General features: G+C 67.7%; 19 protein-coding genes. 14 read left to right on the forward strand and 5 right to left on the reverse strand.

Going from position 1 to position 22,084, the window contains the following annotated elements:
- Positions 1 to 21 precede the first annotated feature (21 nt).
- The 6 genes from NET02_RS09265 (at position 22) to NET02_RS09290 (ending at position 7,401) form a co-directional block, all read left to right on the forward strand.
- Entirely contained in the window at positions 22 to 969 is a 948-nt protein-coding gene (locus tag NET02_RS09265) for an ABC transporter permease (protein ID WP_284057117.1), read from the forward strand.
- A 13-nt stretch (positions 970 to 982) separates the two neighbouring features.
- Positions 983 to 1,885, forward strand: coding sequence for an ABC transporter permease (locus NET02_RS09270; protein WP_284057118.1), 903 nt, complete (start codon positions 983 to 985; stop codon positions 1,883 to 1,885).
- A complete protein-coding gene (locus tag NET02_RS09275) occupies positions 1,882 to 2,940 on the forward strand; it encodes a CapA family protein (protein ID WP_284057119.1) in 1,059 nt (352 codons plus the stop codon). Before NET02_RS09270 ends, NET02_RS09275 begins: the two co-directional genes overlap by 4 nt.
- Before the next feature lie 88 nt (positions 2,941 to 3,028).
- Positions 3,029 to 4,810 carry a M28 family peptidase gene (locus tag NET02_RS09280; RefSeq protein ID WP_284057120.1) on the forward strand — a complete coding sequence of 594 codons (1,782 nt, stop codon included), beginning with the start codon at positions 3,029 to 3,031 and terminating at the stop codon, positions 4,808 to 4,810.
- 95 nt (positions 4,811 to 4,905) lie between these two features.
- Entirely contained in the window at positions 4,906 to 5,607 is a 702-nt protein-coding gene (locus NET02_RS09285) for an AroM family protein (RefSeq protein ID WP_284057121.1), read from the forward strand.
- Between the two features lie 18 nt (positions 5,608 to 5,625).
- On the forward strand, positions 5,626 to 7,401 hold the full coding sequence (locus tag NET02_RS09290; protein ID WP_284057122.1) for a M28 family peptidase: 1,776 nt from the start codon (positions 5,626 to 5,628) through the stop codon (positions 7,399 to 7,401).
- Positions 7,402 to 7,428: 27 nt separating this feature from the next.
- Here the strand turns inward: NET02_RS09290 and NET02_RS09295 are convergent, their stop codons facing one another.
- From NET02_RS09295 to NET02_RS09305, 3 genes are all read right to left on the reverse strand, one after another.
- Positions 7,429 to 7,635, reverse strand: a complete 207-nt coding sequence (locus NET02_RS09295; RefSeq protein WP_284057123.1) for a hypothetical protein — start codon at positions 7,633 to 7,635, stop codon at positions 7,429 to 7,431.
- Positions 7,636 to 7,802: 167 nt separating this feature from the next.
- Entirely contained in the window at positions 7,803 to 7,997 is a 195-nt protein-coding gene (locus NET02_RS09300; protein WP_284057124.1) for a hypothetical protein, read from the reverse strand.
- Positions 7,998 to 8,098: 101 nt separating this feature from the next.
- Complete coding sequence (locus NET02_RS09305) at positions 8,099 to 9,061, reverse strand: cation diffusion facilitator family transporter (RefSeq protein WP_284057125.1); 963 nt, start codon at positions 9,059 to 9,061, stop codon at positions 8,099 to 8,101.
- 154 nt (positions 9,062 to 9,215) lie between these two features.
- Between NET02_RS09305 and NET02_RS09310 the strand changes: the two genes are divergently transcribed.
- Together NET02_RS09310 and NET02_RS09315 are read left to right on the forward strand one after the other, a co-directional pair.
- Entirely contained in the window at positions 9,216 to 10,118 is a 903-nt protein-coding gene (locus tag NET02_RS09310; protein ID WP_284057126.1) for a YihY/virulence factor BrkB family protein, read from the forward strand.
- Positions 10,119 to 10,176: 58 nt separating this feature from the next.
- Positions 10,177 to 10,644 carry a hypothetical protein gene (locus NET02_RS09315; protein WP_284057127.1) on the forward strand — a complete coding sequence of 156 codons (468 nt, stop codon included), beginning with the start codon at positions 10,177 to 10,179 and terminating at the stop codon, positions 10,642 to 10,644.
- A 10-nt stretch (positions 10,645 to 10,654) separates the two neighbouring features.
- Here NET02_RS09315 and NET02_RS09320 read toward each other — a convergent pair whose 3' ends face one another.
- On the reverse strand, positions 10,655 to 12,316 hold the full coding sequence (locus tag NET02_RS09320; RefSeq protein WP_284057128.1) for an FAD-dependent thymidylate synthase: 1,662 nt from the start codon (positions 12,314 to 12,316) through the stop codon (positions 10,655 to 10,657).
- 642 nt (positions 12,317 to 12,958) lie between these two features.
- Between NET02_RS09320 and NET02_RS09325 the strand changes: the two genes are divergently transcribed.
- The 6 genes from NET02_RS09325 (at position 12,959) to NET02_RS09350 (ending at position 20,810) form a co-directional block, all read left to right on the forward strand.
- Entirely contained in the window at positions 12,959 to 13,642 is a 684-nt protein-coding gene (locus NET02_RS09325; protein ID WP_284057129.1) for an ArsR/SmtB family transcription factor, read from the forward strand.
- Positions 13,643 to 13,705: 63 nt separating this feature from the next.
- Positions 13,706 to 15,466, forward strand: a complete 1,761-nt coding sequence (locus tag NET02_RS09330; protein WP_284057130.1) for an ABC transporter substrate-binding protein — start codon at positions 13,706 to 13,708, stop codon at positions 15,464 to 15,466.
- Between the two features lie 57 nt (positions 15,467 to 15,523).
- Positions 15,524 to 16,450, forward strand: a complete 927-nt coding sequence (gene nikB / locus NET02_RS09335) for a nickel ABC transporter permease (protein ID WP_284057131.1) — start codon at positions 15,524 to 15,526, stop codon at positions 16,448 to 16,450.
- Positions 16,451 to 16,485: 35 nt separating this feature from the next.
- A complete protein-coding gene (locus NET02_RS09340) occupies positions 16,486 to 17,388 on the forward strand; it encodes an ABC transporter permease (protein WP_284057132.1) in 903 nt (300 codons plus the stop codon).
- 41 nt (positions 17,389 to 17,429) lie between these two features.
- Positions 17,430 to 18,815, forward strand: coding sequence for a serine hydrolase domain-containing protein (locus NET02_RS09345; RefSeq protein ID WP_284057133.1), 1,386 nt, complete (start codon positions 17,430 to 17,432; stop codon positions 18,813 to 18,815).
- 60 nt (positions 18,816 to 18,875) lie between these two features.
- Complete coding sequence (locus NET02_RS09350; RefSeq protein WP_284057134.1) at positions 18,876 to 20,810, forward strand: S9 family peptidase; 1,935 nt, start codon at positions 18,876 to 18,878, stop codon at positions 20,808 to 20,810.
- A 46-nt stretch (positions 20,811 to 20,856) separates the two neighbouring features.
- Here the strand turns inward: NET02_RS09350 and NET02_RS09355 are convergent, their stop codons facing one another.
- A complete protein-coding gene (locus NET02_RS09355) occupies positions 20,857 to 21,858 on the reverse strand; it encodes a TIGR00341 family protein (protein WP_284057135.1) in 1,002 nt (333 codons plus the stop codon).
- Positions 21,859 to 22,084 lie beyond the last annotated feature (226 nt).

The raw sequence follows: 22,084 nt of genomic DNA on the forward strand, positions 1-22,084 counted from the left end.
CGATCAGGGTGAGAGGCGCGAATGGCTGCGTATGTCGTGCGCCGGCTCTTGCAGGCAGTGGTGCTGCTGTTCCTCGTCAGCGTGCTCACCTTCCTGCTGATCCACTCAGCTCCCGGGGGGCCGGCGCTCCTCGCCAACCCAGAGTTGAGCCGTGAGCAGATCCAGCAGATGACCGAGCAGCTCGGGCTGGACGACCCGTTGCCGGTCCAGTACCTCCGGTGGTTGGGCAACGTTGCGCGGGGCGATTTCGGCAGCAGCTACAACACGGTGCAGCCGGTCACCCGGCTGATCGCCGAGCGCTTGCCGAACACCGTCATGCTGACCGGGCTCGCGCTGGTGCTTTCGATCCTGGTGGCGGTGCCGCTCGGCGTGCTCAGCGCCCTCAAGCGCAACTCGGCGATCGACCGGATTATCGCCGGCTTCAGCTTCATCGGGGTCTCGATCCCGGTCTTCTGGCTCGGCATCATGCTCATCATCGTCTTCGCCGTGCAGCTCAAGGTGTTGCCGGCTGGTGGGATGTATACGCTGGGCGCCGAGTTCTCGCTCGTTGACCGCTTGAAGCATCTCCTCCTGCCGAGCCTGGTGCTGGTCGTCGCGAACCTGGCCGAGCTGACACGGTACACCCGTTCGGGGATGATCAACGTGCTGGGCGAGGACTACATCCGAACGGCCCGGGCCAAGGGATTGCCGAACCGTGTGGTGCTCACACGGCACGCGCTGCGCAACGCGCTGATCCCGGTGATCACCATCATCGGTGTGCTACTGCCGCGTGCCGTCAGCGGCGCGGCGATCACCGAGACTGTCTTCTCCTGGCCCGGCATGGGCCGGCTAGCGGTCGAGGCGGCGATGACGCGCGACTATCCCGTCGTGCTGGGCGCGACGTTGACCGTGGCGCTAGTCGTGGTTTTGAGCAGTCTGGTGACTGACCTCCTCTATGCGTACATCGACCCGCGCATCCGGCTGAGCTAGAGGGCGAGGGAGGATGACCGGAACCTCGATGACCCGCTATCTGGAGCAGGTTCAGGAGCGGCCTCGTCGCTCCTGGTGGGCGCTGGCACGCCGGCGCTTCCTGCGCAACCGGGTGGCGATACTCGCAGCGCTTTACCTCGTCGCGATGTACCTGGTGGCCCTGCTCGCTCCGTTCATCGCGCCCTACGATCCTAACGAGGGCGACATCCTCTACATCCACGCGCGACCTTCGAGCGAACACCTGCTGGGTACCGACGAGAACGGCCGCGACGTGCTCTCGCGGTTGATCTACGGTGCCCGCATTTCGATGAGCGTCGGCCTCATCGCGATGGTGATCTCGATCGCGATCGGCTCGCTGATCGGTGGGGTCAGCGGCTATGCCGGCCGCGTGGTAGACAGCGTGCTGATGCGCATCACCGATGGCATGATGGCGATTCCCTACTTCTTCCTCGTCCTGATCGTCGTGGCCGTCTTCGGCTCGAGCTTCCGCAATATCGTGCTGGTGATCGGCGTGACGAGCTGGATGGTGGTAGCGCGAATCGTCCGCAGCGAAGTGCTGCGCACGCGCGAGCTCGACTTCGTGCTGGCCGCTCGGGCGCTGGGCGCCTCGAGCACACGTATCCTGCTGCGCCACATCCTGCCCCACGCTGTGCCCTCGATCATCGTGGCGGCCACACTCGGCGTGGCCAACGCTATCCTGCTCGAATCGGCGCTGAGTTACCTCGGGCTCGGCATCCAGCCGCCTCAAGCGAGCTGGGGCAACATGCTCAGCAACTCCCAGGCCTACCTCTGGGAGAACCCGCTGTTGCCGCTCTATCCCGGTCTCCTCATCCTGCTCACTGTCCTCGCCTACAACTTCCTCGGGGATGCCCTGCGCGATGCCCTCGACCCGCAGTACCGGGAGGGGCAGCTATGACGTCTCCCGCCTTGCCGACTATCGGACTGGCTGGCGACCTGATGCTACGGCGGCCGCTGGCGGACGATGCCTTCGACCGCCGACCGGGGCTCGCGGCCGCTCGTGACGCGATCCTCGCCTGCGACTTGATGATCGCCAACCTAGAGATGCCGCTCTCGCGCCGGGGCTACCGGGTGCCCAAGCACTCCAACCTGCGTTCAGATCCCGAGGTCATCTGGAGCGTGCGCGAGCTCGGCGTCCTTGCGGTCACGCTCGCCAACAACCACATGATGGACTACGGCCCCGAGGCGATGTTCGATACGCTCGCCGCCTGCGATGAGGCGGGGATCGCCCGCTGCGGCGCCGGGTTGGATCTCGATGCTGCCCTCGCGCCCGCCTGGCTGACGACACAGGGCACGAAGGTCGCCTTGCTCAGCGTCGCGAGCACCCTGCCGGTCGAATCGGATGCTGGCCCGGGGAAGCCGGGCATCGCGCCGTTACGGGTTCGCTTCTCCTTCGAAGTCGATACCAACCTGCTGGCTGAGCAGCCGGGCACGGTGCCCCCGGTGCGGAGCTGGCCAGAGCCTGGCGACCTCGAGCGGGTCTGCGATCAGGTGCGTCGGGCCCGGCGAGAGGCTGATGTCGTGATCGTCGGCATCCACTGGGGCGTGCCGCCGCACTGGTTGTCTCCCTACCTCGGCCTGCTGGCCGAGTACCAGCAGCCATTAGCGCACGCCCTGATCGAGGCCGGCGCTGACGTGATCGCTGGTCACCACTCGCACTGCCTGCATCCGATCGAGTGGTACCGGGGCAAGCCGATCTTCTACAGCCTGGGCAACTTTCTGTTCGAGGATCCACCAGCGTTCATGGAGCCGGAATCGGTGCTCGTGCGGCTGAAGGCGGGTGCCCCGCCGGTGGTCGAGCTGGTACCGCTGCTGCTGGACGAGGACGGCTTCCCAGCCTTGGCGAGTGGGCCAGAGGCCACCCGGGTCGTCGAGAAACTGCGGGCAATGTCGGCGAGCTACGGCTGCGCGATCGAGGAGCGCGGCGGAGGCTGGGCAGTCTGCCCGGCATAATCGCCACCTCCAGCGTGCCCGACGGCGCTGGTGGCCAACCTCGGGTAACGGGCGAACGGGTGTGGTACCAGAAGGAGAGGGAGGGATCATGACCTCGACAAGGCCGTTCGTGACCTGGAGCGATCCCGCGCTGGAGCGCGAGCTGCTGTCGCAGGTATCGCTCGATGTGCCCTGGAGCATCGTCGAGCAGTTTTCGCGGCTGGTTCGGCTCTCAGGATCGCCGGACGAGCGGCGGGCGGTCGAGATTCTGATGGAGCACCTGCGCTCCTGGGGTGTGCCGCACACGCTCTACGAGCCGGTCTGTTTCATCTCCATCCCGTTGGAGGCGACCCTGCGCAGCCTGGAGCCGGGCGGCAAAGCCTACCGGGCTAAGACCGTCTCGATGTCAGTCTCCACCGGGGGCGAGGAGATCACCGGCGAGCTGGTCTACGTGCCGGGCGCGGGTGGAACCCAGGCCGGCGATGTATTCTCCGCCGGCGTCGACCTGGGCGGGCGGGACGTTCGCGGCAAGATCGTCCTGACCGAGGGGATGGCGTCCCCAGGCAAGGTCAACGACGTGATGAACGCCGGTGCTCTGGCCGGCATCTTCATCAACCCGGGTACCTACATCCATGAGGGCATCTGCACGACGATCTGGGGCGCGCCCGATCTCGACAGCATGAAGCGCCAGCCCAGTATCCCGGTGCTGGCGGTCAATAACCCCGATGGCCAGGAGCTGATCGCGCTGGCCGAGCGTGGTGGGCAGGTAGCGCTCTCCACACGCCTCGATACCGGCTGGCGCCCGATCCCGGTGCTGGTGGCCGAGATCCCTGGCCGGCTGGTTCCCGAGGAGTTCGTGCTTCTCCACGGCCATCTCGACTCCTGGCACGTCGGCATCGGCGACAACGCCACTGGCGACGCCACCATGCTGGAGCTGACTCGCGTCTTCTGGCAGCACCGCGATCGGCTAGCTCGCTCGCTGCGGATCGCCTGGTGGTCTGGCCACTCTCACGGCCGCTATGCCGGCTCCACCTGGTATGCCGATACCTTCGGTCTCGAGCTGGCCCGCAACTGCGTGGCGCAGATCAACTGCGACTCGCCGGGCTGTCGCTGGGCCGATACCTACAATGAGCTCACGGCGATGAGCGAGACCGAGCCGTTCGTGGACGCGGTCATCCGGGAGACGACCGGGATCGTGCCCGAGCCGGAACGGCCGCCGCGCGCCGGCGACTACTCGTTCAACCAGATCGGCATCACCAGCTTCTACATGCTCAGCTCGACGATGTCGGAGGAAGCTCGCCGGGAGCGCGGGTACTATCCAGTCGGCGGGTGCGGGGCCAATATCCAGTGGCATACCGAGGACGACACGCTAGAGATTGCCGATCGCGACAACCTGCTGCGCGATATGCGCATGTATGCTGCTTCGCTGCTGCGGGTGCTCAACGCGCCGATCCACCCCTTCGACTGGACGCGTACCACCGGAGAGTTCCGCCGCACGCTCGATCGCTACCAGGCAGCGACCGGTGACGCGTTCAGCTTCTCTCCCGCCTTCGAGGCCGTCGACGCGCTGGAGCGGGCACTGGAGCGGCTGTACAGCGCGGTTCCGGCATGCGCGCCCGATAGCCCGCAGGCGCGTCGCATCAACGCGGTGCAGCGTCGTCTAGCGCGCATCCTGGTGCCGGTCAACTACAGCCGGATGGCCCCCTTCTGGCACGACCCGGCGCTGAACGTGCCGCCGTTGCCGGATCTGGCGCCGGCGCTGGCGATGCCAGGCGCGAAGGATGACCCGCACCGGCGGGGAATCCTGGTGGCGCACCTGACCCGCGGGCAGAACCGGCTGCTTTGGGCGCTGGAGCAGGCCCGCGAGCTGGTGGAGGCGGTGCTGGGCTGAGTCCGCGCCGCCTCGACCCGCACATGGGGGGCGCGCCCGGGCCAGATGCGATAGAGTGGGGCCGATGGGCCGCTGTGACCCGGGAGGATGAGGCGATGTCTACCGTCGGTTTCGTCACTATCGCCGAGGCACCGCGCGACGACGTCATCCCCGATATCCACGCGCTCCTGCCGCCGGATGTCCGGATCGTCGAGCGCGGCAACTTGAACGGCCTCGGAACCGAGGAGATCGCTGCGCTGGCACCGGATCCCGGCGAGGTCGGCATCGTGGCGCGGCTACGCGGAGGCGGCGAGACACTGCTCTCGCAGCGCAAGATCCTTCCGCGCATGCAGCGTCTGGTCGACGAGCTGGTGCGGGACGAGGGGGCCGATCTGGTCGTGATCCTCTGCGGGGCGGACTGGAGCGCGATCGACTCGCCGGTGCCGCTCGTGAACCCGGGGCGGCTGTTCCCAGCGGTGATCGCGTCGCTCGCCTTCGGGCGGAAGCTCGGCGTCATCAAGCCCTCGCCCGGTCAGGTGGCGAGCGAGGTGGAGCGCTATCGCGCGCTGGGCATCGAAGCGGTCGTGACCAGCGCTTCCCCCTACGCCGGCGAGGAGCGGCTGCCGTTAGTCCGCCGGGCGGCGGAGGAGCTGCGCGACGCCGGCTGCGAGCTGGTCTGGATGACCTGTATCGGCATGGACGAGCCGATGCGCCAGGTGGTGGCCGAGGTGACGGGGAAGCCGGTCATCCTGGCCCGCTCGCTGCTGGGACGGATCGTGGCCGAGCTGGTCGCCGTCCGGCAGCCGGCCCGGGTGTGACCGTAGGGGAGGGATGCGATGAGCCAGGTAGCGACGGAGGTCGAGCGCCGGTTGCGGCAGGTGGTCTCCGCTGAGCGGTTGCAGCGGCACCTCGAACGCTTCAGCACTCTCTTCCGCGACAGCGGGAGCGAGGATGAGCTCCGGGCGGCCGAGTACGTGGCGGAGCAGGTGAGCGCGGCCGGCGCGAAGGTGAAGATCCTCACCTTCGACTCGCTCATCTCCTGGCCGCTCGAGGCGACGCTCGTCGTCACCTATCCGGACGGGAGGAGCGAGGAGATCCCAGCCCGGCCGCGCTCGTTCGGCGGAGTCACGCCGCCGGAGGGGATCGAGGCGGAGCTCGTCTTCATCCCGTTCCAGAAGCCGGGCCAGGGGGAGATGATCTTTACCCACCGGGCAGTGGCTGGTGACTACGAAGGGCGCGATGTCCGGGGCAAGATCGTCCTCACCGCCGACGGCGGCCCAGACGGGATCCGCCGGGCCGAGGAGCGCGGCGCGCTGGCCCACGTGCACATCTGGCCCTCGGACGAGCCTGCCATCCACGAGATGATCGCGACGCCGGTCTGGGGCACGCCGACGCCCGAGACCGCCCCGAGCATCCCGAAGATCCCGGCCCTCGGTGTGACCAACGCCGACGGCGAGCGGCTGGCCCAGGCCTGCGCTGCCGGGCCAGTGCGCGCTCGGCTGACCTCGAAAGTCCGTACCGAGTGGATGCGGCTGCCACTGGTGGTGGCCGATATCCCCGGTCGCGACCCCGAGGGGGCGTTCCTGCTCGTCGGCGCTCATATCGATTCGTGGTACGAGGGGATCACCGACAACGCGACCGGCGATGCCAGCTTGATCGAGATGGCCTGTATCCTGGCGCAGGATCAGGAGGCACTGCACTACGGCGTGCGCTTCGCCTGGTGGCCGGGCCACTCGACGGGCCGCTACTCCGGCTCGACCTGGTACGCGGATACGCACTTCATGGAACTGCGCGAGCGCTGCCTGGGCTATCTCAACATCGACTCCCCGGGGATCCGTGGTGCCTCCGTCTGGGACTGTCGCTACAACACGGCCGAGGTGGAGCACGTCACCGCCGCCGTCGTGCGAGAGCTGTCCGGGCAGGAGCCGAACCTTCGTCGCCCGCTCAAGGCCGGCGACCAGTCGTTCCTCGGGGTTGGGCTACCCTCGCTGGGGGCATTCCGGATGCTCCCGCCCGACCACCCCGACCGCAAGGCCGTCGGCGGCTCTGGCGGTGGCTGGTGGTGGCATACCCCCCACGACACGCTGGACAAGGCCGATGCCGGTGTCCTAGCCGACGACACCCGCGTCTACGTGACGATGATCGCCCGGATGTGCCTGCCGCGGCGGCACCCGTACCGGTTCGTGCCAGTCGCTGGCGATTTCCTGCGCCACCTGGGTGAGCTGCAGGAGGCCGCCGGCGCGCACCTGAACCTGGCACCGGCGCTGGAGCGCGCGCAGGCGTTCCAGCGGGCCGCCGAGCGGCTCGACGTGGCCGCACAGCGAGCCAGCGACGACGGCGGGCAGGTAGCCGAGCTGAACCGGGGCATGCGCGAGCTGTCGCGGCTGCTCAACCCAGTCCTCTTCACCGTCAAGGGACCGTACGAGTTCGACCCGGCACTGCAGCTCCCGGTTCTGCCGGGGCTGGCGCCCATGCGCCGGCTCGCCGGGCTCGACCCGGTGAGCGACGAGTACCGGTTCCTCTGGACGCAGCTCGTGCGCCAGCGCAATCGGATAGAAGATGCCCTACGCCGGGCGACCGCGCTGGCAGACGATGTCGCCAGTGCCCTGTAGGCGCGAAGAGCGGGTCGCCCCGCTAGACTATGACCGGGCGGCCATAATCACCAGGACGAGGAAGGCCAACCCCACGCCGTAGGCGCCGAGCACGCCGGCCAGCGTCCAGGCGAAGGCCCCCAGCGTGTCTCCAGCTCGATCGCAGCGGTCAGCGTGGTCGGCGCAGGAGGCGAGGAACGGCGGGCCGGCCAGGAAGGCAGCGAAGGCGGTCACGACGGTGAGCAGGTCGGCCATAGCTCGATCCGGCGGTGAGTGGCGATAGACGGTTACCCTCAAGAGCGCGGGCAGGGCTCGGCGTTCGCCCTCGCTGCTCCCGGCTCGGCGATGCGGAGTGTCCACAGTCGGGCTCGCCAGCGGCAGTGGCCTGGATCAGGCTCCTGGCTCGCTCGAGGCCGCTGGCGTCATTCTCCTCCCGGCGGCTTCGTGCTGGTGCGCTGGCCGCGGGAGAAGAAGATGACGAGGAGCAGAACCACCGCGACCAGGCCGGCGAGGCCGGCGACTGCGAGCGCGCCGTAGATGTAGCCAGCGAAGGTCATCAGGATCAGCAGCCCGACCAGCGGCAGCGCGAACCAGATAGCGACCTGCAAGCGCGACATGGCGCACGCTCCTCTTCGTAAGCGACGCTCTCGCTGTGACGCTGAGTACTAGCGCAATGATAGCACGCCGTGGCCTGCGATGCTGCGGCTCGGCGAGTGCGTCAGCGCTCTTCGTGCCAGGGACGATAGCCTCGGGTCGGTCGCAGGTGCCGGCTGGTGGCCGGCTCGATATGGACGGTTACGTCGGCGGGCTGGCCCAGTTCCTCTTCGACTCGAGCGGCTACCGCGCTGGCGATCTCGTGTGCCTGCTCGACGCGCAGGTGGGGGTCGACCTGGATATGCAGATCGACCCAGACGAGCCCTTCGCCACTGCGGGTGCGGATGTTGTGGATCCCTCGGACGCCCGGAACCGTCCGCGCGGCGCGCTCGATGACCTCGACCGGAGCGGCGGCAGTATCGGAGAGCGTCAGCGCCGCGTCTCGCATGATCGTCCAGGCGCCCCAGGTGATCACCCCCGCGACCGCGATGGCCAGGACGAGATCGGCGGTTGGAAACCCGAACCGCACGGCGGCGAGCCCGGCGATGACCGAGATCGAGACGAGCGCGTCGGCTGCGGTGTGTTTGGCGTCCGCAACCAGGATCGAGCTCCGTAGCTCCCGCCCCCGGCGGCGCTCCCAGAGCGTCACGCCGACGTTGACAAGCAGCGTTCCGCCCATGATCGCGAAGCTGAAGGGGGTCACCTCGGGGATCGTCCCCGCCTGCCAGCGATGCCAGGCTTCCTGCACGATCTGGATGACCGCGAGTACCATTGCCATCGCGATCGCCAGCGCGGTGATGGTCTCGAAGCGCCGGTGCCCGTAGGGGTGATTGGGATCCGGCGGCCGGGCGGCGATGGCCAGACCGATGAGTCCGACGACGTTCGCAGCGCCATCCATCAGCGAGTTGATACCGTCGGCAGTCATGCTGAGGCTGCCGCTGATGAGGCCATAGGCCAGCTTGGCGATCGCGACGAGCAGGTTGAGCAGGAGAACGACGAGCAGCGTTTGCCGGATCTTCGCGGTCCGGCGAGGTGTCGAGAGATCTCGGATTGGTGCGGACTCGCCAGCGTCGACCGGTTTCATCATCGGCCCTCGGAAGATCAGGCGATCAGTCCATGACGGTAACTCTACCGGCACCAGGTCCGGTTAGTCAGGGGCCAATTTCCAAGTTCGGCCGCGTGAAATCGATGCAAGACCCCGGCGCCTGGCGATCCCCCGCCTGTTCGGAGAGGGGTGCGGCATGGTGATTCGAGCTGTGCGCATCCGGGCCGGCGCGACCGTGGAGAGAGTGCGGCGGTGGTATCCGGCTTGCCTCGGAGCCGAGGTCGTCCAGGGCTTCTCCCGGCACCAAGGAGGGACCTACGCCGCGGCGCTGGCCTACTATGCGCTGCTCTCCTTCTTCCCCTTCCTGATCCTGCTGGTGAGCCTGGTGAGCCTAGTCGTCGGTGACCCGGCGACGCGAGAGCGCGTGGTCGACTTCGTCATCTCCCAGGTTCCTCAGGCCGCCGACTTCGGCGACGAGATCGAGCGCGCTATCGCTGAGCTGTCCGGCGTTCGCGGCGGCCTGCTCGGTGTCATCGGGCTCCTCGGCTCCCTGCTCGGGGCCAGCCAGGTCGTCGGTGCCCTGCGCAGCGCGCTGAGCGATACCTTCGAGGTCACCCGCCCCCGGCCCTATATCCGGGGCCGGCTCATCGACTTGCTGGCGGTGTTGGGGCTCGTGGCGCTGGCGGTGCTGTGGACGGCGCTCGGCCTGCTGTTGAGCGTGCTCGCGGTTATCCCGCGTCGGCTGGGCGTCGAGCTAGAGTGGGTGCCTGCTGGCTGGGTGCTGTGGCCGCTCTCGCTCTTCCTGACGTGGGGGCTGACCCTGCTGGCCTATGCTGTCCTCCCCGCGTCACGGCCGGGCTGGCGCGATCTGGCGATCGGCGCCTTCGCCGCCGCGCTGGGCATCGAGCTGATCCGGGCCGGGTTCGGCTTCTACGTCGCGCGCGTTGGCCGCTACGACGTGGTCTACGGCACGCTGGGCGGGGTCGTCGCGTTCCTGGTGTTCGTGTACTTCGTCGCGCTGGCGGCCTTGCTCGGCGCGCAGCTCGCGGCCGTGCTCTTCCGCGAGCGTGCTGGCTCGACGAGTGCCGCGGATCGGTGAGCCGCCGGATCGGTCTCTGGAGGCTGGCGCGAGGTTCAGACATTGGGAATTGATACCAATGACCTATTGCCAGACGTGCCTCGTCACCAATGCGCACGTCGTGGAGGGCGCGGCTGCCATCACCGTGGTCCCCGCGGGCAGCAACCGTGAGCGACCGGCGCGCTTCGTGGGCGTCAGCACCTGTGACGACCTCGCGGTCATCAAGGTTGACGACAGGGGCAACCTGAGCTTCTATCTCTGCTACATCACTAGCCAGGCGGCCTACGGGTGCGGCGTCTTCGTCGACAGCCAGTACACCTCGCTCGTCGAGCCGACGCCCTCCAACCTGTTCTACCCAGCCGACTTCAACACGCTGATGATGTCGGCTATCGGCAGCCGCATCACATTCGTGATCAACGGCACGGAGGTGGCGGCGTTCGACGACAGCAGCGTCTCGCGCGGCATCCCTGGGGTCTACGCCGAGGGGTTCTCCGACGTGCCCGGCCAGGCCTCCTTCGACAACGTCGCTATAGAGGTCGCGCCGTAGCGCGGCTGGGTCAGAGCACGCGGCGCTGGGCAAGCTCGGCGAACTCGTAGTCGCGCCAGACCGGGATGCCGCAGTAGCGCTCCCCCTCCGGGCAGGCGGGGCGCATGCCGGCCTCGCTGCGCAGGACGCAGGGCGGCCTGGCTACATAGCGGCCGATCTCCGGCAACACGCGCGCGACCTGCTCGGTCTCCTGTCGCGCGGTCTCGAAGATCTCTGTCTGGGCGTTGTAGCAGAGCCGCTTCACCCACTTCCAGAAGTAGGTGAGCAGCGTCCCCGACTCGTAGAAGCGGACGCGGTGGCTGTTGGGCAGCAGGTAGAGCACCTGCTCGGCCGGCACGCCGGCGTCCAGCAGTCGATTCTTCGCGTCCCAGAGCGCTTGGATGGTCGCCAGGTACTCGTCGAGCGCCGCCGGTACCCGGGCGATGTCGGCCGGGATGATCACGTCCGGCTCCTGGCGAAGATGGGCGGTCAGGACCGGCCCGGAGGAGATCGTGCCGCGGTGGCGCTGGTTCTGGGCGTCCTCGGCGCCGCTGATCCGCTTCTGGAAGGTGAAGGGGACGTGGGCCATGGTCTGCATCAGCTTGGAATGCATGGCCAGGAAGAGGGGATGCCCGAGGTACCGGTTGCGGGCCGGGTCGAGCACCTCGGCGATCGCCTCCCGGTCGGGCAGTTCCTCGCGGGTGCGTCCGAGCACGGCCCGCACGGCGTCGGCCAGCAGTCGCTCTGAATCGGGGTTGTAGCTGACCAGCTTCGAGTCGTAGTCCTCGAGCGCCTGGTCGAACTCGCGGAAGAAGGCCTCGCTGGCCGGCCGCTGCAGGGTCTCCTGGAGCTGGGCCAGCACCTGGTACTCGAGCGTGTCCTCGGCCGCCAGCACCTGGAGGTCGAGCGGGTGCCCGGGCGCGCCGAGGAAGTACGGGTCGACCTTCAGCACCTCCTCGACCATCCGGTTCACCAGGTAGCGCACCTCGGCCGGCGCGTCGAGCTGGTTGGCCAGGACGTAGTAGCGCAGCAGGGTCAGCCCGTTGATGGTGTGGTAGAGGTGCGCTGGCGTCGCCAGCGGGAGCACGTAGCGAGCCACCTCCTGGGCCCGCCGCTGCACGGCCGTGCGCAGCTTCTGAGCGGCCTCGGGGCTGCGCGCCCGGGCTCGTGCCGGGAAGACCTGCGCGTAGCGGGCAGTGATGTCCGGGATCAGCAACTCGGTCAGGCGGCGGTAGCCCGCCAGGGCCCGATCGATGGCACTCCGGTAGACCTCGAGCAGCGGCTCGGGCAGGTCGGGCGTGACCATCGTCTTGCCTGAGACCTCGCGGTAGCGCTGCGAGACCTGCTCGGAGTTGTAGAAGGGATGGTGGTGGAAGAACGACCAGATGGCCAGACGAGAGACGCCGTCGAGCACGAAGACGAAGTTGGCGTGCTGGAAGGTGGTGTGGTGGCCGGCCTCGAAGAGGTCAGCGTAGAGGCGGTGAGCGCGACGCCGGCGCGCCAGCCGGGTCTCGTCTCCCGGCTCGTCTCGGGACTCGTCGAGCAGGTCGAGCACGCTCTCGACCTTGGCTGGACGCGGGCCATAGCAGGACCAGGCGGCCGCGATGGTGAGCGCGAACGGATGGGACGCTGACTCCGAGGTGAGGAGCCGGACTCTGGGCGGCTCGGAACGGAAAGGATACGCGGTCTCCATGACAATCCTCCGCGCTCGTGATGCCGGGAGCCTGCTAGCCGCGGTAACCGCGCTGCACACGCTCAAGTATGGCAGAGGTGTACGTACAGGTACAAGGGCTGGAGGTCTGGCTCACCCGGCCTCGTCTTCCAACCGCGATCGTCACCGTGACCAGCCAGTCGAGTGCGCCGGTCGCCAGGCCGGCCAGACCTGGTAGACGACCTCCCGAATCTCTGCCGGCGGGGCATGCGGGGTGCGACCCTGGGACTCGCCGCTCTGGACGCTGCGCTGCCAGGACAGGCAGGTCTGCTCGAACGAGGCGACACCGTGCCCGCGGGCTCGCCTCTCTCTGCTGGCGGTGGTGAGCTCCAGCGACCGTTCCGCGCCGAGCCGTACCTCGGACGTACCGCCGGAGACCGTGAACGCAGCGATAGCTCCTCCGGGGAGACGGCGCGGAACCGGACTGCGCGACCACGGTACCCATTGTACTCGGCGCGCTCGCCCGGAAGCGGAGCGGCCCGGGCCGGAGGCTCGCAGCAGTAGCCGAGGCCCGCGTTTCCCACCGCAGGCGTAACGCCGTCTCCCCCCTTGACTCGGTGTCCAGCGGCCGTTAGACTCCGTTCAACAACATTTGAATGTTGAAGACTCATAGAATGAGTTACCATGAGCGACGCAGAGCACAATCAGGAGGATGCGTTCGAGCCTGCCGAGGTCTTCGTGATCGAAGACCTCGAAACCCTTCGCGCCTGCCTGCATCCGCTACGGCTCGCCGTCCTGGAGGCGCTCCAGGAACAGGCGCTCAACGTGGCGCAGGTGGGTGAGCGGCTCGGCATTCGATCCACCACGCTCTACTACCACGTCCGCGAGCTAGAGAAAGCGGGACTGATCCGGCTGGTTCGAACCGCGATCGAGTCTGGCATCCAGACGAAGTACTACCGGGCGGTCGCGCGGTTCTACCGGCTGCCGCTAGCGATGCTCCAGGGCGGGGATGGCCAGGAGCGGCTCGACGCCAGCGTCGAGCTCGTCATGACGACGCTCGACCTGACAGCCTGGCATCTCCGCGCGGCGCTCGTCCAAGGCGTGTTTTCGCAGCATCCGGACATGAGCCTGGTCCATCGCTGGATCGTCAGGACGACGCCCCAGCGGGCGCGCGAGTTCAAGCAGCGGCTCCAGGAGCTGATCGATCTGTTTCAGTCGCTCGACCAGGAGGGCGGGGAGGTTACGCTCGAGTTTACGCCTGTGCTTTTCCCGCACGCATCGCGAGCGACCTATCCGCAACGGCGTCGACGCCGGGCAGCGCGCTCGCGCGGCGAGGCCGGACGCGGGGGAGACGGATCACACTCGTAGCGGTGTAGAGGGTGTTCGTCGTGCCAGCAGGGGAACATCCGGACAGAGAAGAGGAGGAGAACCATGACTGAGTGCAACGCAGGCATGACGCGCGATGCTCGGGGTATGCGGCTCGCGACGCGGCTAAGTCGCCGCCGTGTCCTGGCGTCGGGCCTTGCCGCGGCTGGAGCGCTCGGCCTCGGCAGTCTCCTGGCGGCCTGCGGCGGTGAGCCAGAGGCGACGGAGCCAGCGGGCTGGGAGACGCCAGCGCCGGCTCAAGCGACGCCGACCGCCGCTCAAGCGACGGAGACGCCCCAGCGGGTCTCCGGGCGGATCGTAGTCGGGCGTACCGGTGACGCGGACAGCCTCGACCCGCACCACACGATCGCATCACTCTCCTGGCAGGTGTTCACCAACATCTTCGATCCGCTGGTGTCCTGGGACGCCAACCTCCACGTCGAGGGTATCCTGGCCAGGGAATGGGAGATCTCCGACGATGGCCTGGAGTACACCTTCTCGCTCCGCGAGGGCATCGCGTTTCATGACGGCACCGAGTTCAATGCCGACGCGGTGAAGTTCACCTTCGACCGGATCCTCGACCCGCAGACTGGGGCTCCCGCTGCCGCCTGGATCACCAGCCTGGAGTCGACCGAGGTCGTCGATCCCCTCACCGTGCGGATGCGGCTGAAGGAGCCCTTCGCGCCGTTCCTGGGCAATCTCTGCACCGGGTACTTCGGGATCGTCTCGCCCGCTGCCGTCGAGAAGTACGGCGACGAGTTCGGCAAGAACCCGGTCGGGACAGGCCCGTGGAAGTTCAAGGAATGGCGCGCCGGCGAGGAGATCGTCCTCGAGCGCAACCCGGACTACAGGAACTTCCGCTCCTACGTCGAGAACAAGGGCGCGCCGCTGGTCAGCGAGCTCGTGTTCCGCAACATCCCGGACGAGCAGACGCAGATCGCCGCCTTCGAGACGGGGGAGATCAACGTGCTGGCGGTGCCCCCGCATGCGGTGGCGGACTTCGAGGGCAACCCGGACGTCCAGATCTTCCGAGTCGAGCAGAGCGTCGGGATCAGCTTCCTCGAGTTCCACATGGATCCCCCGCAGGGCCAATACGGCGCGATCTTCCGCCCGCCGTTCGACGACGTCCGAGTCCGCCAGGCTGTCGCCTACGGCGTGAACGCCGACGAGATCATCGCGACCGTGCTCGAGGGGCTCGCCGTGCGGAACTACGGCCCGTTGCCGACGGGCGTCGCGTGCTACGATCCGGCGATCGAGCAGTTCGGCTACCACTACGATCCCCAGCGCGCGGCCCAGCTTCTGGATGAAGCCGGGTGGACGCTACCGTCCGGCGGCTCCGTACGCCAGAAGGACGGGCAGCCGTTGCAGGTGACGCTGTGGACGTGGAACGCGACGACGCAGGAGAAGGTCGCGCAGGTGATCCAGAACCAGCTCAACCAGATCGGCTTCGACGTCAAGCTGGAGACGATGGAGCCGGGAAGCTTGCTGGCACGTCTCGGGACGGCGGACGACACCTCGCACTTCGATCTGATGAGCTGGGGCTGGACCGAGCCGCACATGCTCTTGATGATGACCCAGACGACGGCCGGTATCGGCCTGTATCGCCCCGAGGAGTACCAGAAGCTGGTCGTCGAGGCGAGCCGGGTCGTCGACCACGAGGAGCGGTGCCGGTTGTACTTCGAGGCGATGAAGATCATGTTGCGGGATGCCGCCATGGTGCCGCTGTGGTCACCGGTCTCGGTCGTCGGCGCGCGCAAAGAGGTGAAGGGCTTCAAGATCGGGCCGCAGGGGATCTACGTCTACGAGGATGCCACCATCGAGAGTTGAGCGCCCCGGCGCGGTCGCGGCTAGGCATGGCGGGCAGCCGTCTCGAAGGCTGGATGGATGCGGCAATATCTCCTGAAACGACTGGTCTCGGCCATCCTGGTGATCTTCGGTGTCAGCTTGCTGGTCTTTACCATGGTGCGGCTCGTCCCGGGAGACCCGATCGACATCATGTTCGCCAACCAGCCGCGGCCGACGCCCGAGCAGCGCGCGGCGCTCCGGCACCAGCTCGGGCTCGACCTGCCGATTCACCGCCAGTACCTGCATTTCCTCGGCAGGGCGCTCCAGGGTGACCTGGGACGATCGTTCCGCACGAAGCAGCCGGTCACCAGCGAGATCGTGACTCGCCTGCCCAACACGGTCAAACTCACCGTGGCCAGCCTCTCCGTCGCCGTGCTGTTCGGGGTCGGCGCTGGCATGGTGGCGGCGATGTTCAAAGGGTCGTGGATCGATGCAGCGACGATGGTGATCGCGATCCTCGGAGTGTCGCTCCCCGGGTTCTGGCTCGGCCTGATGCTGATCCTCCTGTTCGCCGTGCAGCTCGGCTGGTTCCCAGTGTCCGGCGCTGCCACCTGGCGACACCTGGTCTTGCCCGCGGTCACCCTCGGAGTCCTGACCTCGGGCATCCTGGCCCGCATGACCCGCTCGAGCCTACTGGAAGAGCTCTCCCGCGATTACGTGCGCACCGCGCGGGCCAAGGGGCTGCGGGAGTCGGCGGTGATCGCGCGGCACGCGCTACGCAACGCCTTGATTCCGGTGGTGACGATCGTGGGCCTGCAGCTCGGACAGCTCCTGTCGGGCGCGTTCATCATCGAGGCCGTGTTCGCTTACCCTGGCGTCGGCCTCCTGGCGGTCAGCGCGTTGCAGGCCCGCGACTTTCCGCTCATCCAGGGGATCGTCCTCTTCGTCGCCGTCATCTACGTGGTGGTGAACCTCGTGGTCGATCTGCTCTACTGCCTGATCGACCCGCGGGTGAGTTACTCGTGAGAAGCGCGTGCCGGTGATCGGGCGGGCCAGCGACGATGGCTGAACTGGCAGCAGTTGGACAACAGCAGCGGCTCCAGAGGCTGCGGGGTCGTCCCCCCTCGCTGTGGCGGAGGCTCTCCGGGCACCGGAGTGCCCTGCTCGGCGGGAGTATCGTCGCGGTACTCCTGGCAGTCGCGCTCGTCGGGCCGCTCGTCGCCCCATACGATCCGGTCGCGATGGATCTCTCGAACCGCTTCCTCCCGCCGAGCCTGGCCCACCCATTCGGTACCGACGACTTTGGCCGGGACGTGTTCACGCGGGTGATCCACGGCGCGCGGATCTCCCTGCAGGTCGGGATCATCGCGATCGGGATCGCCGGCACGCTGGGTTCGCTGCTGGGCTTGCTGACTGGCTACGTCGGAGGGTGGCTGGACGCGGCCGGGCAATGGCTGGTCGATGTGCTCCTGGCGTTCCCCGGCCTGCTCCTCGCGCTGGCGATCATCGCAGTCCTCGGCCCGGGGCTACCGAACGTGATGGTTGCCGTGGGCATCGGCTCGATGCCGGCGTACGCCCGGCTGATGCGGGGACAGGTGCTCTCGCTCAAGCACGACGAGTTCGTCGAGGCGGCACGGGTGATCGGCTGCTCTTCGGCCCGGATCCTCTTCGTTCACATCCTGCCGAATACCCTCTCGCCGATCATCGTGCTCGCCTCGCTCGGCTTCGCTGGCGCAGTGCTCTCGGCCGCCGCGCTCAGCTTCATCGGGATGGGGGCGCAGCCGCCCACCCCGGAGTGGGGTGCCATGCTCGCGACCGGTCGTGAGTACCTGCGCGATGAGTGGTGGATCGCGACCTTTCCCGGGGTAGCGATCGCACTGACCGTTCTCGGGTTCAACCTGCTCGGCGATGGGCTGCGCGATGCCCTCGACCCGCAGGGGCGCACGGCCCGCATCGGACGGTAAAAGAGTAGCTCTGGCGATGGTAGGAGGAAAGGTGGTACGCAGTGGCTGAAAGCGCAGTATTCGAGGAGCTCGGGGTCTTCGTCCGTGACCGCCTGGACACTTGGAAGGTGCCGGGCCTGGCCGTCGCCGTCCTGCACGACGGCTCGACCGAAGAGCGAGGGTTCGGCGTCGCGCACGCCGAGACCGGTTGCCCAGTTCGTCCAGACACCCTCTTTCAAATCGGCTCGATCACGAAGGTCTTTACCGCGACCGTCGTCATGCAGCTCGTCGATGAAGGGAAGGTCGACCTCGACACCCCGGTCGTCCAGTACCTTCCGAATCTCGAGCTCGCCGACGCCGAGGCCCAGCGCGCGATCACGCTCCGTCACCTGCTCTCGCACACATCGGGGATCGAAGGGGACTACTTCGCCGACTTCGGCTGGGGCGACGACGCGCTCGCGAAGTATGTCGCCAACCTGCACACGCTCCGGCAGTGGACGCGGCCGGGCCAGCTCTGGAGCTACTGCAACAGCGGCTTCAACCTGGCGGGTCGCGTGATCGAGGTGCTGCTGGAGAAACCATATGAGCAGGTGGTGAAGGAGCGCATCTTCGACCCGCTGGGGATGTCCCGCTCCACCTTCTTCGCGCACGAGGCGATCACGTTCCCTGTCTCGGTGGGCCACAGCTATGACCCGGTCTCGGGCGCGGGGCCGCAGATAGCGCGGCCCTACCCGATCCCGCGGAGCAGCAACCCGGCCGGCGGGATCATCTCCACCGTCGGCGATCTGCTGCGCTTCGCGGCGCTTCACCTCGACGGCGGGCGCATTGGGGATACCCAGCTCTTGAGCCCAGCCTCGGTCGAGGCGATGCAGCAGCCCCAGGTAGTGGCGGCGAACTTCGCCGATGCCTACGGCATCGGGTGGGCGATCCGCACCCCGGGTGGCGCGCGGATCGTCGAACACGGCGGCTCGACCAATGGCTTCCAGGCGCAGCTCCTCCTGGTGCCTGAGCAGCGTTTCGCTGTTGCCGTTCTGACGAATTCCAGCCGCGGCACCGCGGCGATCCGCGACATCGAGGAGTGGGCGCTCGAGCGCTACTGCGGGATTACCATCGCGCAGCCGGCAGTCGTGTCGGTCGCGCCGGAGCAGCTCGAGCGGGTGGCTGGCCTGTATCGCCGCCCGGGCGTCGAGCAGATGGTACGGGTCGAGCACGACGGCATCGCAGTTGAGTCGACGGTGCAGCACCCGCTGACCGGCGAGCAGACCAAGCTCCCGCCCATCGTAGCGAAGCCGATCAGCCTGAACGAGTTTCTCGTCACAGAGGGGGACTACCGGGGCATGCGAATCGATTTCATCGATGGCGAGTCGGGGCGCCCGACCTTCATGCGCTTCGGTGGTCGACTGGCCGAGCGGGTCGAGGAAGAGGAGCCGGGGCAGACACAAGGGTGAGCCACGTGCGGTATGCTGCCGCAGGTGGCACGATGACTCGACGCGGATAGGAGCGGGACGATGGGGCAGCCGCTGACGCCGGAGGTGTTGATCTACGCCTGGAAGCAGCCGGGCGACCCGCAGGTCTCCCCTGACGGCAGCCGGATCGTCTACACCCTCACCGAGGTCGACCCGGGCACGAAGAAGATGACCTCCCACCTCTGGCTCTGCCAGATCGACGGCGGCCAGCCGCGCCGGCTCACCTGGAGCGGCCAGCGGAACGGCGGCGCACGCTGGTCGCCCGATGGTTGCTCCATCGCCTTCGTCTCCGACCGGGTCGAGAAGAGCGGCATCTTCGTCTTGCCGCTGGACGAGGGGGGCGAGGCGCGGGAAGTCACCCGGCATCGCCAGCCGATCAGCGGTCTGGCCTGGTCGCCGGACGGCCGGCAGCTCGCCTACCTGACCACGTTCGACCCGGAGAACCCGAACGAGGAGGAGCCGCCGAAAGACGCGCCTCCCCGGGTGCGGGTTACCCGCCGTATCGACTATAAGCAAGACGGACGCGGCTATCTGGGCGATGCCCGGCAGCAGGTCTTCGTCGTGGACGTCGTGAGTGGCGAGCGGCGGCGACTCACGAACGAGCCGCTGGATCACGAGCTGCCGCAGTGGTCGCCTGACGGGCGTTGGATCGCCGCGCGGCGCCTCCGGCTAAACGGGATCTTCTCCCAGCTCGTGCTCGTCCCAGTCGACGGCGGCGAGCCGCGGGTGGTAGGACCGGAGACGGGCGTGATCGGCGCCTGGGCCTGGTCTCCCAGCGGCGACCGGATCCTCTACGCCGCCGACCCGGAGAAGTCCTGGCACCACGACCTCTTCCTGTACGACCTCGCGAGCGACACCTCGCGCCGGCTGACCGACGATCTGCCCTACCTCGTCGAGGTCTACGCATCCTCGCAGCCGGTTTGGCTGGACGACGAGCGCGTGCTCTTCCACGCCTTCCGTGCCGGTGCCAGCGGTCTCTACCGGATCGACGTGACGACACGGGCGGTCGAGCAGCTCGAGTACGGGCCGTCCCTGCGCAGCGGCCTGAGCGTGGATCGCGCCGGCCGGTACGTCGCCCAGGCCTTCAGCAGCCTGGAGGCTGGAGACGAGATCTCGGTCTTCGACCGCGAGACCGGAGAGCTGCGCCTCGTCACGAGCTGGAACCGGGCGCTGCTCGAGGAGCATCCGCCGGCGCGCTGGGAACGGTTCGAGGTGCGCCGCGACGAGTTTACGATCGAGGCCTGGCTGCTCTTCCCCCCGGACTTCGACCCGGCGAAACGCTACCCTCTGGTGCTCGCCATCCACGGCGGGCCCAACTCCTTCTACGGCTACGGCTTCGATCCGACCCGCGAGCTCCTGGCGACCAGCGGCTTCCTCGTCGTCTACTCCAACCCCCGTGGCTCGACCAGCTACGGGCGACGCTTCGCTCAGCAGGTGCGGCGGGACTGGGGCGGCCAGGACTATCTCGACCTGATGGCGGTAGTCGATGCGGTGCTCGAGCGGCCGTACGCCGATCCGGATCGGCTCGGCGTGTGGGGCTACAGCTACGGCGGCTACATGACCGCCTGGATCATCGGGCAGACCGACCGCTTCAAGGCGGCTGTCTGCGGGGCGCCGGCGTTCGATCTCGAGTCGATGTACGGCACCAGCGACATCAGCCACGTTTTCGGCGAGCTCCAGTGGGGTGGGCCGCCCCACGCCGACCGTGAGTGGTACGAGGCGCACTCGCCTTCCACCTTTGCGCACCGTGCCAGGACTCCGACCCTGATCGTGCACGGCGAGGCCGATGAGCGCTGCCCGATCGGCCAGGGGGAGCAGATGTTCGTGGCGCTGGTGAAGGCCGGCTGCGAGGCCGAGTTCGTCCGCTATCCGGGTGGCTCGCACGGCATGCTGCGAGAGGGGCCGCCCGAGCACCGGCGGGATTTCCTGGCTCGGATCCTGGACTGGTTCAGGAGCCATCTGGGTGGGCCGGCCTGATCTGGTCGCCGCTCGCTCGTATCCCCGCTAGCTACTGCGAGCGCATCTACCGGCGGCCGAACCAGAGAATGACGATCAGGAGCACGAACGAGAGGCTCCAGAGTGACAATGCGATTCGAGTAGCCCGCTGTGCCCGCTGGACTTCCCACCACCGTCGTGGGCGCACACCCTGGGCGAGGAAGGTAAGTACGCCAGCCAGATTCACGCAAATCAAGTTGCTCGCGAAGAGCTGGAAGGCTCCGAAAGCGGGATCCCAGTAGCCGGCACCAATCAGGAGCCCGCAGACGACGAGCGGCGGCAGAAGGGCAACCGCGACCATCACTCCGATGAGCGCTGTTGCCACGCCAGTCGTGTAGGCGAGCGCTCCTGCAGCCCCGGACGCCAGGGCCACGACGAGCGCGCTCGGCTCGAGGAAGGTGCGCAGAGCGATTTCGTCTACCTGGGGATTCACAGGAAGAACCGTGCCGGAGATCGCCGCCAGCAGGAACGGCACTCCGGTCCCCACGAGATTTGCCTTGACAGCCTTGCGGGCCAGGTCGAGATCGCCGAGCGTCGTGGCCAGGGAGAGGGCGAGGTTCGGCCCGAGAAGCGGGGCAATCACCATAGCCCCGAGGATCACTGCTGCGTTGTTCTTGAGTAATCCGAACATGGCGACGACGGCCGAGAGCAGGGTCATCGCGATAAAGACCGGTGTGAGGTGAGCAGCGCCGGCGATGTCGTCGTACAACTCCTCGCGGCTGATCCGTCCAATATGGTTGGCTGGCGCAGCCCCGCTGGAATGCCTGTCTCCCGAAGGTGTAGCCGGCTCCTCTGGGCGGGGCAGTGCAGCCTCGACAGGCAGCACGACAGCGCGGAAACCCTCCCTGGCGCCGAACCGGCTTTCCAGTCGGTCGAGCAGCGCCTCGGTCTGCCCCTCGTCGACAACGATCCAGAGCAAGACTCGATCATCCTGGATGGTTTGCGACCATAGAGCCTGGGGACGATGCTCGTCCAGCAGCGCCTGGCGGACCGGCTCCTGGTCACCGGCGTGGATGGTGACTGCGATCATCCTCAAAGACATTGTCCATCCCCGCGTTGCTGCGCGAGCTCGGCCAGCGACAATCCGGTAACGAGGCAAATCGTATCGTATCCGAGATACCGCCGGGCGCTCAGGGTAAACCGGTTGCCGGGGAGAGACGATCGAGGCTGTGACCGAATCCACTGTATCGTTGTCGCTGGGCCTCCTGGCGTGCTATCCTCTGCTCCTGCCGGCCTGGAGAGCCGCAGTCTTGGGA

It is taken from the genome of Thermalbibacter longus (assembly GCF_023806485.1).
Classification (GTDB): Bacteria; Chloroflexota; Chloroflexia; order Thermomicrobiales; family Thermomicrobiaceae; genus Thermalbibacter; species Thermalbibacter longus.

Bases quoted from the DNA above. Each gene is read 5' to 3' on its own strand.
- NET02_RS09265 (WP_284057117.1), top strand. From the start codon at position 22: ATGGCTGCGTATGTCGTGCGCCGGCTCTTGCAGGCAGTGGTGCTGCTG.
- NET02_RS09270 (WP_284057118.1), top strand. From the start codon at position 983: ATGACCGGAACCTCGATGACCCGCTATCTGGAGCAGGTTCAGGAGCGG.
- NET02_RS09275 (WP_284057119.1), top strand. From the start codon at position 1,882: ATGACGTCTCCCGCCTTGCCGACTATCGGACTGGCTGGCGACCTGATG.
- NET02_RS09280 (WP_284057120.1), top strand. From the start codon at position 3,029: ATGACCTCGACAAGGCCGTTCGTGACCTGGAGCGATCCCGCGCTGGAG.
- NET02_RS09285 (WP_284057121.1), top strand. From the start codon at position 4,906: ATGTCTACCGTCGGTTTCGTCACTATCGCCGAGGCACCGCGCGACGAC.
- NET02_RS09290 (WP_284057122.1), top strand. From the start codon at position 5,626: ATGAGCCAGGTAGCGACGGAGGTCGAGCGCCGGTTGCGGCAGGTGGTC.
- NET02_RS09295 (WP_284057123.1), bottom strand. From the start codon at position 7,635: ATGGCCGACCTGCTCACCGTCGTGACCGCCTTCGCTGCCTTCCTGGCC.
- NET02_RS09300 (WP_284057124.1), bottom strand. From the start codon at position 7,997: ATGTCGCGCTTGCAGGTCGCTATCTGGTTCGCGCTGCCGCTGGTCGGG.
- NET02_RS09305 (WP_284057125.1), bottom strand. From the start codon at position 9,061: ATGATGAAACCGGTCGACGCTGGCGAGTCCGCACCAATCCGAGATCTC.
- NET02_RS09310 (WP_284057126.1), top strand. From the start codon at position 9,216: ATGGTGATTCGAGCTGTGCGCATCCGGGCCGGCGCGACCGTGGAGAGA.
- NET02_RS09315 (WP_284057127.1), top strand. From the start codon at position 10,177: ATGACCTATTGCCAGACGTGCCTCGTCACCAATGCGCACGTCGTGGAG.
- NET02_RS09320 (WP_284057128.1), bottom strand. From the start codon at position 12,316: ATGGAGACCGCGTATCCTTTCCGTTCCGAGCCGCCCAGAGTCCGGCTC.
- NET02_RS09325 (WP_284057129.1), top strand. From the start codon at position 12,959: ATGAGCGACGCAGAGCACAATCAGGAGGATGCGTTCGAGCCTGCCGAG.
- NET02_RS09330 (WP_284057130.1), top strand. From the start codon at position 13,706: ATGACTGAGTGCAACGCAGGCATGACGCGCGATGCTCGGGGTATGCGG.
- nikB (WP_284057131.1), top strand. From the start codon at position 15,524: ATGCGGCAATATCTCCTGAAACGACTGGTCTCGGCCATCCTGGTGATC.
- NET02_RS09340 (WP_284057132.1), top strand. From the start codon at position 16,486: ATGGCTGAACTGGCAGCAGTTGGACAACAGCAGCGGCTCCAGAGGCTG.
- NET02_RS09350 (WP_284057134.1), top strand. From the start codon at position 18,876: ATGGGGCAGCCGCTGACGCCGGAGGTGTTGATCTACGCCTGGAAGCAG.
- NET02_RS09355 (WP_284057135.1), bottom strand. From the start codon at position 21,858: ATGATCGCAGTCACCATCCACGCCGGTGACCAGGAGCCGGTCCGCCAG.